Origin of the sequence: Pseudomonas alliivorans (genome assembly GCF_017826695.1) — a bacterium.
GTDB classification, from domain to species: domain Bacteria; phylum Pseudomonadota; class Gammaproteobacteria; order Pseudomonadales; family Pseudomonadaceae; genus Aquipseudomonas; species Aquipseudomonas alliivorans.
The window spans coordinates 1-8,393 of the sequence record NZ_JAFFZW010000019.1 but is presented as its reverse complement, the minus strand read 5'-3'; the positions used below and the strand labels follow the sequence as shown (position 1 = coordinate 8,393).

The 8,393-nt window shown below is 54.3% G+C and carries 4 protein-coding genes; 2 read left to right on the top strand and 2 right to left on the bottom strand.

The genetic code is table 11. The features are described from left to right. Nucleotides 1–162 precede the first annotated feature (162 nt). Both JTJ32_RS26215 and JTJ32_RS26210 read right to left on the bottom strand, forming a co-directional pair. Nucleotides 163–735: a hypothetical protein gene (locus JTJ32_RS26215; RefSeq protein ID WP_210043810.1), complete on the bottom strand. Its 573-nt coding sequence runs from the start codon at nucleotides 733–735 to the stop codon at nucleotides 163–165. Beyond that, the gene (locus JTJ32_RS26210) at nucleotides 732–1,280 is read right to left on the bottom strand and encodes a hypothetical protein (RefSeq protein WP_210043809.1); all 549 of its coding nucleotides are present in this window, start codon (nucleotides 1,278–1,280) and stop codon (nucleotides 732–734) included. Before JTJ32_RS26210 ends, JTJ32_RS26215 begins: the two co-directional genes overlap by 4 nt. Before the next feature lie 227 nt (nucleotides 1,281–1,507). Here JTJ32_RS26210 and JTJ32_RS26205 point away from each other — a divergent pair, with 227 nt between their 5' ends. Both JTJ32_RS26205 and JTJ32_RS26200 read left to right on the top strand, forming a co-directional pair. Next, nucleotides 1,508–2,911: a hypothetical protein gene (locus JTJ32_RS26205; RefSeq protein ID WP_210043807.1), complete on the top strand. Its 1,404-nt coding sequence runs from the start codon at nucleotides 1,508–1,510 to the stop codon at nucleotides 2,909–2,911. A gap of 101 nt (nucleotides 2,912–3,012) precedes the next feature. Continuing rightward, the gene (locus JTJ32_RS26200) at nucleotides 3,013–8,208 is read left to right on the top strand and encodes a hypothetical protein (protein WP_210043806.1); all 5,196 of its coding nucleotides are present in this window, start codon (nucleotides 3,013–3,015) and stop codon (nucleotides 8,206–8,208) included. Nucleotides 8,209–8,393 lie beyond the last annotated feature (185 nt).

Below are 8,393 nucleotides of genomic sequence, written 5' to 3'. Positions count from 1 at the left end.
CTCGGTCTTGAGTTCGGGCAGGGCGACGGACACGGTGTACAACCCGGTGCGCGGGTCAACGCCGCCGCTGATGGAACTCATGAAGTTAAAGGCATTGGAATGCAGGGAGGTGGCCATGAGGTGAGCCTCGGAATGATCGCATGGAGTCGGATAAAGGCCGGGTCAAAACTCTGGTGCATCGACCTGGATCTGGACACAGGAAGTACGCTTGTTGGGTGTTTCACTCTGGTACTTGTAGTGGGCCATCACCCTGACACCTGGCCGGACTACCGAGCCTGGTGGCGTTGCCATTATTTCCTCCAGCGGGATCGGGGCCACGGTGAGGTCTTCTTTTATAATGCGCAGATAAATCCAGAAATAGTTGCCATCGTCATTACGGTCACAGGTGTAGTCATCGAACAGCAGGACATTGGACGCTGAGGGCGCATGCTCGAATTCGATAGCGACGGCCCGGTCATTTGTGCAGTGGTTGTTACCTTTGAAGTCATATTTTCCGGTCTTGAAGTCCAGAGAGCAGTGATCGGCACCGCCCGCACCCTCCAGGGACAGTCTGGGGGCTGCGTTCTTGTTAGAAGGACTATCTGAAGGCTGGGTCTGGATGCAACCTGTGGCACCAAGCGTGAGCCCCATTATCAGCATTAAACCCCGTAACAGCGTTTTTGGGCGGCATGAGCGGTCCGGAAAGTTGCAGTATTTTTGGCTCATTCGATAAGCGATTGAACATGATAAGTTCATGGGGAAACCTCCAGGATGACGCAGTTTATATCATTGGGGTAAGCTGGCCTGTTACCGCTATCATATTTTTCAGTCAGTCGGACGCCTGGGACGACTATATCGCCTATTTTTTTTGTTTTCAGGTCTTCGATTCGGACTTTTTCGACCATGGAGGTAGGTTCTTTTATGGTGGTTAACTTCCACCAGTTAAAGACAAGTGTTGATGCGGGTCGACTGGTGCAGTGCTTGGGTGAACTGGAAATTTGTCCTGTTTTGGGTCTGCCGTTAACAAGCCAGATGGTTGAGGCGGAATGCACGTTGTTAAGCTGGAAGTATCCACCGTTTCTTAAATGTTTACAGTAATCGCTATCGCCTCTTGGCGACTCGACGAACTCGTACCAGCCGCCAAATGAGAGCTCGCACTGCGGACTTTGATCAGCAAAGTAAAGGTTGATATAGCCATTATCTTGCGGTGTGATTTCACGTGCTTGAATGCCGCGTGCACAACCGGTTAGCAGGAATAAGGCCGCCAGGCTGCCCGCGCAGAAACGCTTTAATTTATCCATGGTCATCTCGCTGATCAGTTAAACAAAGGGGGGATGTCGGTGCCGTGGCATTTGTTTTAACGTTAGGCGCTTCGCAGGTACACGCCACCTAGCAACGTTGCGAGGTACCCGGATCAGGCGGGTCGTTTTATAAAAGCAGCGTCGGGTGGAGGCAAGTCTGCGTTGTGATCCTTATATACGCCGGGCATTAGAATCCTTATCCAGATCCAGTCAATAGGCGGGTCACCATGAATACTTCATTGCCGGTCGTGCACGTTAAAGAATCCCATGCGCTCAAGGTAGATCCCGAGCCGGATCCATCTATCGATGTGTTCACGCTTGCCGTACCACCTTATGAAGGCATGCTGTGTAACGATAAAGTGACTCTCACCTGGCAAGGGATGTTCGACGATGGCTTTGAGGATGAAGCCTGGAGAAGTACTCAGACAGTGACGGTTGTCGGGGATGTTCTTAGCTGGTCACTGGATCTGGGCTATGTGGCATTCATTGCCGGAGGCTCGGCCCGGGTGAGCTATAGCATCGAGCACGTTGACAGCCAGGCAGGCGAAGAAGACTCACCCGTCCAGACATTCAATATCGCTGCTCCCGATTCCACGTATCTACCCGGAGTCGCTATTGAAGGACACACCGGTTCCAGCCTTGATCCCGAGGCGTTTCCGGAGGGGATCCCGCTAAAAGTCGCGGCGTATAGCAACATGCAGATCGGTGATGACGTTCTGTTGTACGCCTCCGGACCGCCGGGGAGCGATACCCGGATATTGGCATGGCGGGTTGACCAGCGCACTGTCGATACAGGCGAAATAACATTCACTCTTGAGCCGTCCTGGCTGCAGCAACAACTCAACGAAACCGTCACCTTTACGTGGCAGTATGCCCGCCCAGGCGCTGCAGGTTCTTCGGCTCCCCTTGCATTGCAAGTAAAGGCAGCCTGGCGGCCCGCAGCGCCGAGCGTTGTTGGTGCCCAGCCCGAGTCGCGCAGAACGGTGCCCGGCCAAGGCTACATTGACGCCTTCTTGCTTCGGGCCGGGGCGCAAGTCCTGATTCCAGAAGAGGCCGGGCTGAATGCCGACGACGTTGTCGAGGTGCACTGGCAAGGATTTGGCGAAACAGGTTGCTGGACAGCCACTGAAGCCGATCCAGATAACCCCTTTCAGTTCTCCGTACCGGCTTCGGCGGTTCCGGCAAACATGGGCAAACGGGTGAACGTCATTTACACGGTTGCCCGTCCGGAAGAACCCCTGGCGACCTCGCAACCCTTCGACCTGCGCATTGTTCCGCTGCCGGTTGCGCAATTGAGTACTGTCCAGTGTGCCTGTGCAGATGCGGGAACACTGCGCCTGAGCTGTGTTCCAGCCACCGGAGCAGACATTACCCTGAACCGCTGGATGTTCATGGCAGAGCACCAGTTGGTCACGATCCGGGTCGAGAGTTCGGCCAGCCTTGTTGTGCTGGAGGATGAACCCGTCACCTCCGCACATCTTGACGACGGCAAGGTAACAGGCAGCCTGTCGCGGGCTTACCTTGAAAGTCTTGGCGAAGGGACTCGCCTGAGTCTCAAGGTCCGGGTCAGTTTCGATGAAGGATATTCGTATACCGATTTTCCCAGCGTTGAACTCACGATGGCTACCTGACGGGTAGCGATCAAGGAGGACCTCCACATCAACGCATGGCTTCAGACCGCAGTGTGGTCTGAACCCGCCCAGAAGCACACACTCATGAAGAGGAACAAGCCATGGCCGGCAATTCAAAAGAGCAACTCATCGCGTGGATGCGCGAACAACCCCGCACACTCGGTTGGGGGGCGATTCTGGCGTTCAATCGGACCGATACCAATACGGTATTGCAGCAGGAATATATCAATCGCTTCAGCAATGACACTTATCTACCTCCCGCGCAAGGCTATATCAGCGGCAGTACCATTCAGGGGCAATACATTACCGACTATGTAATGGATGCGCCTTTGTTGTCATTTGACATCGCCAATATAGAGCAGGAGAAACCCGACGCTCGCTTGACCATGCAAGTGGTCGGTGGCACCCAGGTCACCTTCGAGGAGGTAGTGGGTGGGTTGAAGGCGACAAGGGTTGAAGTGGTCGACCCTTTGAATGGTCCAACACTCACCTTGAAGCTGGAGCTGATCAATGTACCTGGCACCGTTACGAGCGCGGGTCAGGTGGTGCTGGATTTGAGTAAAAGCAGCGATTTTAAATTGACCTATTCCGATCACCAGGAGGAACAGGCGCTGGGCGGTTATTTCTTTCAAACTTTATTTGAAAGCCTGCCGGATGAAAAAAGGATTATGGTGCTCAATGAAATCGTAAAAACGCCCGACAGTACAATTAATCCAACCAGTTTCAAGATTCGAACTCAGGCTGCACCGGGCGCCAAGTCGCGCAGTGCTGAAAATTACGGCGACGGTGCTGTAGTGATTTTCGTTGCCATGCATGGGGCGGAAAGTGGTGGTAATCCCAACGAAAATTTCAGGTACCTGATCCCCGACGATGCAGACGCAGATTACAGTGCAACAATCGTGCTGGGTAATAAGTTTTTTTTGCAGACTCAGGCCAGAGAGATGGAAGAGCGCGGTTTTATTGGGGTTGATCAATGGAATTACGATGAGATGTCGTCAAAGTTCTGGGAGATGAAACCTGGGGCGGGTGGATTTAACGATTCCGACTTTTGGTTCTATTTTAGTAATGGCTGGTCCGCCGAGATACTAACACCTTTCGTTTGGAGTACGGGCCGGAGAGGAGAAGATGTGCACTTCTCGGTCAAAAACAGTGCGTTGGAAATCTCTTTCGTGAGGGACAACCCGGAGCAATGGGCTACCACTATTTATGCCCACGACCCTGCGCCTATCAGTCCTGGTCACTCTGCTTCGCTCAATATAAAGATCGATGCTGTTTTCAGAAGAAGCTACCGCCTGAATAGTCTGACCCACGTCATTGAACCGGGCGAGATCGAGAGCTCAGAAGTGACATTCGAATCGAGTATCAATACAAAATTTCCAGTGGATGCACGCGCGGCCGAGTACTATAACGTATGCGGAGGCTATTTCGACGACGACAAGCGGATCGTACTACGCAACTTTGTTCAACGCCTCCTTTCTATTCTGCCACCGATCGACACGTTTGTGCTGGACTCGTTATTGTTCAGTGATGCCAGGGTTGCTATCAAAGATTTTGCATTGCCTGGCGATATGGCAATTTTTGGCCAGTTGGGGCCTGATCAGACGCGTTTCAGAGTCGATCCTATAAAGCCTGTGGTTAACGTTGGTGGTACTCAGCAATTTTCCACTTATCCCGCCGGGCAGTCAGGTCTGAACTGGACGGTTGAGAGTCTTCTTGACGAAGCTAAGAACCCCGGCACTATCAGCTCCAGTGGCCTTTACACGGCACCTGCCAGTATTCAAGGAGCCTATATCCGGGTCAGGATCAAGGCCACGAGCGGTACATCCTCAAGCTCGGCGCTGGTATCTGTAGTCGCCAGCGATGTAACGGTCAACCCTATAATCCAGACCTGCAGCGCGACCCACTCGCGTACGTTATCGGCAGGCACTCACGGTACGGGCGCTCTGACCTGGTCGCTGCGTAGCCCCGGCAATGGTGGAAAGCTGGAGATGGGTGAGAACGGCAAATACGTCTATACCGCGCCCGATGCTGCCTCAGACAAGCTCTATATCGTCGATGAAATAGTTGTGAAGAACGAACTGACGGGTAAAAGTCGCTCGGCCTGGATCATGGCGCTGCTTGGTAACATGACGTTGAGTATCTCGCTCGATACCTCGGTCACGCTGCCGCCCAATCAGGTCAAACTGCGTTGTAAGGCAGAACAATTTCTGGCGGACGACCTTATCAGCTGGGAAACACTGGCCGGATCCGGCACGGTCGTCAATGGCATCTTTACCCAGCCCGAGCCGTTGGAGCAACGGTTTGCATTGTTGCTCGCCTCTTATGTAATCCCCGGTGTCATGACCCTGCGCGGTTATATCCTGCTGCCGCTGCCGCTGTTTGAATACCCGTCCAGCAATACCGCGCGGTTGAATCTGCGGCAGTCTGAGATTGAAACGGTCGAACCGTTGGCCGTTAGCAATTCGAAAGACCAGTTACTCGACTACATGCGGGACCGTGAAACCACGCAGGACTGGGGTGCAATCTGCATGTTTGGTCGAGCCAGACTCAACCGTCTGCTGGAGCAACAGTTCGTGGCCGGATTCGATGAGTTCAGTTTCCTGCCTTCATTCAGCATTGAGCGTATTGACCTGACGGATGACCAGACCGAATGGATGGAGCTGGATTCGGTCATTTTGAGCAAACCGCTGCTCTCGTTCGAAACGGCCTCGCTGGACAATTCCCGTGCGACGTTGAAGCTGGGCATCATGTCCGGTGTCGTAAGAGTGTTCTCAAGTCCGGCTGGCAGCCCTACAAGACTGCTGTCGAGCTTCACACTGTCCGAACCGCAAGGTTACATTCTGGAGATGGGGGTCCAGCTTCATCTCGTCGTTGGCGAGGTCGATGCGCGTGGGCGCGTGACGCTGGACTTCAATAATGGCCTGGATTTCAGTTGCAATCTGGGTGAGCAACTCAATGCGCGGAACCGGATAGGTGAAGCCTTTGAGGGTTTTCTGAAAGCGTTGCCACGTCATAAACGTGTCTTTGAACTCGGTACGCTGCAGCTTCAGGGCTACAACCCGTTGAGTCCGACCACGTTTCATATCCGGACTCAGGCTGCGCCGGGTGCGAAACATACCAAGGCGTCCAATTACGGTGACGGCGGTGTGCTGATTTTCATTGCCCTCAGGGGCAAGCCCTCGCCAGGATATTTTCCGGGAGAAGGCAGTGGTTTTCCTTATTTCATTCCTGATGACAAGGACGGGGAGGGCAACGATCTGTACTCGGCTGCGCTGGTGGTGTCCCATGACATGGCTCAGCACGTGGAATCGGAGCGCCTTGATCTACTTGGCAGTCTGCTGTTTCCTGGGGAACACATCTTTGCTGAAAGTTCTCGGCATACCCCGAAAGACCTGATTGTTTTCGGCAATATCGATCCGACACTGACCAGCATTACCCTGGAGCCTCTGTTCCAGGTCATGCACGCCGGCACCCTGCAACAGTTTAATGTGCGTCAGGTCGGCAAAACGATCAAGGCAGCCGATGTGCAATGGAGCGTACGCAGCATCAACATGTTGAGCGCTGCGGGCAGTATTTCGAGCACTGGCCTGTACCAAAGCGGGTTGCCTCAACAACTGGGCAGGCAGACTGTTCGCAACGTTGTCACTGCCACTTACAGAGATCCATCGAGCGGCAATGAGCGTAGGGCGAGCGCCCTTGTGGCCGTCGTCGTGGAAGCAATTACCGTAGCGCCGCAGGTAAGCGCTCATTACCTGAGCGGCACCCCGCGTGCTACGCAGCTGTTTGCTGTAAGCCTGGGTGAAGGGGAACTCGCCTGGCGCTTGCTTGATCCGCAACAGGGAAGTCTGGTCTCCGCTGGCAATCAGGCGACCTACACGCCACCTGCCACGTTGCCTGATTCGCAGAGCATTTTCGTGCAGCGCATCGAGGTGCAGAACCTGCGCACCGGCCTAAAAGCGGAAGCGACAATACTGTTGATGGCCAGCAACCCAGTCCTGGAAGTCTCGCCGTCACACCTGGCCGGGCTGGGGCATTCGGGCACCGTCCAGTTGGTTGCTTCTTCAGAATACCCGCCTGAGAGTCTGCGCTGGAGCGTTGTCAGTGGCGACGGTACCGTGAGCCCCGACGGGCTGTTTACGGCACCGGCGCAACTGGGTTCGCCGACGAGCGTGGTGCGCTGTGAATTCGTTCATGACGGCAATGCTTTGTTCAGTGGCTACAGCGTTATCCAGCTCAGTGATTTCGTGCAGGCGCAGTCCTGGACCCAATTGCAAAACTTCCAGCTGACCATCCCGGCAGATCAGGTAAGAGCCTTGAGCAATGGTTACCAACAGATCGCCGTCGATGTCGAGGTCGAGACCAAACCGGTCGATGGAGTGAGCTATCCCATCACAGAAGAAGAAATGAGCAGCCTTACCATCGTCCATCGCGACAGCGGTCAGGCGTTGAATTATCTGTCGCAAACCGAAGAGGGGATCGCAGAAGACGCGATTTATCGTTGGGCCGTCAGCAACAAGGAGAACCGCTTCAACCGCTATGGCGCTTCCTTGCCGGCGATGAAGGAAAAACATTTCGACGTCAGCGGTGGCATCACCCGGCGGCGGGTTTATCTGCACACCCGTGCCGGTGATCCTGAGATCTTTCATGCGCGCTTTATTGATGCGTTTTTTGGCGAGCACAATTCCAATGAACAGAGCCAGACGGCGCCCCGTGTCATTGAACCCGTTCCTGTGACGGCTCCGCAATTCGAAAGAACTAATTATACGTTCTCACCCAAGCGTGTTGCGGGCGGTGGCAACAATCCGCCGCAGCAGGCGGATTACGATTATTACCTCGATACTACGGACTATTGGTATCTGGAATACGTTGGCAGGGATGGCAAACCCGTTCGCTTCGTGCGCTGCGAGTTTGAGGGCAATCAGTCGACGGTTCAGTGGGAAAGTCGGCGCAAGAACGAAACCATGTTCAGTTATACCGGGTACATCTTCCATGACGAAGATGGCCAATTTGACGAGTCTGCCATGCTCTATGACAAACGGTTGCCTGATCTCATGCCCGGCCAGACACCTGCTGTCCCTATTCAGGCTCCCGAGCAGGTCGGTGTCGGACAGTTGCTGGTCAGTCTGTTTCGCAGCAGTAGCGTGCGCTATGTGGGCACGGCTGCAGCGATGTCGCTGGAGGCACCGTTGCTCATCAAACTCCTGGACAAGAATGGCAATCGCCATCACCTGTCTCTGGCTTTTGCCCCCATGGAAGTCGTCGACAGCCGAAATAAGTTGCTGCTGAGCGTTATCTGAATCATCACATCTTTGGTGTGGTCCGGCATTGACGGGCTACACCTTTGCTTGAGGCTCACCTCATGACAACGTCTACCTCCCTGCATTCCAATGCCTTTAACTTCATGAGTTTCATCAGCGGCGGCGTTGACCCGCGCACCGGGTTGTACACCGTGTCCGTCGCCCTGCCCGAACTCAAGACCGAA

Coding starts and splice junctions, on each gene's coding strand:
- JTJ32_RS26215 (WP_210043810.1), bottom strand. CDS start 735: ATGAACTTATCATGTTCAATCGCTTATCGAATGAGCCAAAAATACTGC.
- JTJ32_RS26210 (WP_210043809.1), bottom strand. CDS start 1,280: ATGGATAAATTAAAGCGTTTCTGCGCGGGCAGCCTGGCGGCCTTATTC.
- JTJ32_RS26205 (WP_210043807.1), top strand. CDS start 1,508: ATGAATACTTCATTGCCGGTCGTGCACGTTAAAGAATCCCATGCGCTC.
- JTJ32_RS26200 (WP_210043806.1), top strand. CDS start 3,013: ATGGCCGGCAATTCAAAAGAGCAACTCATCGCGTGGATGCGCGAACAA.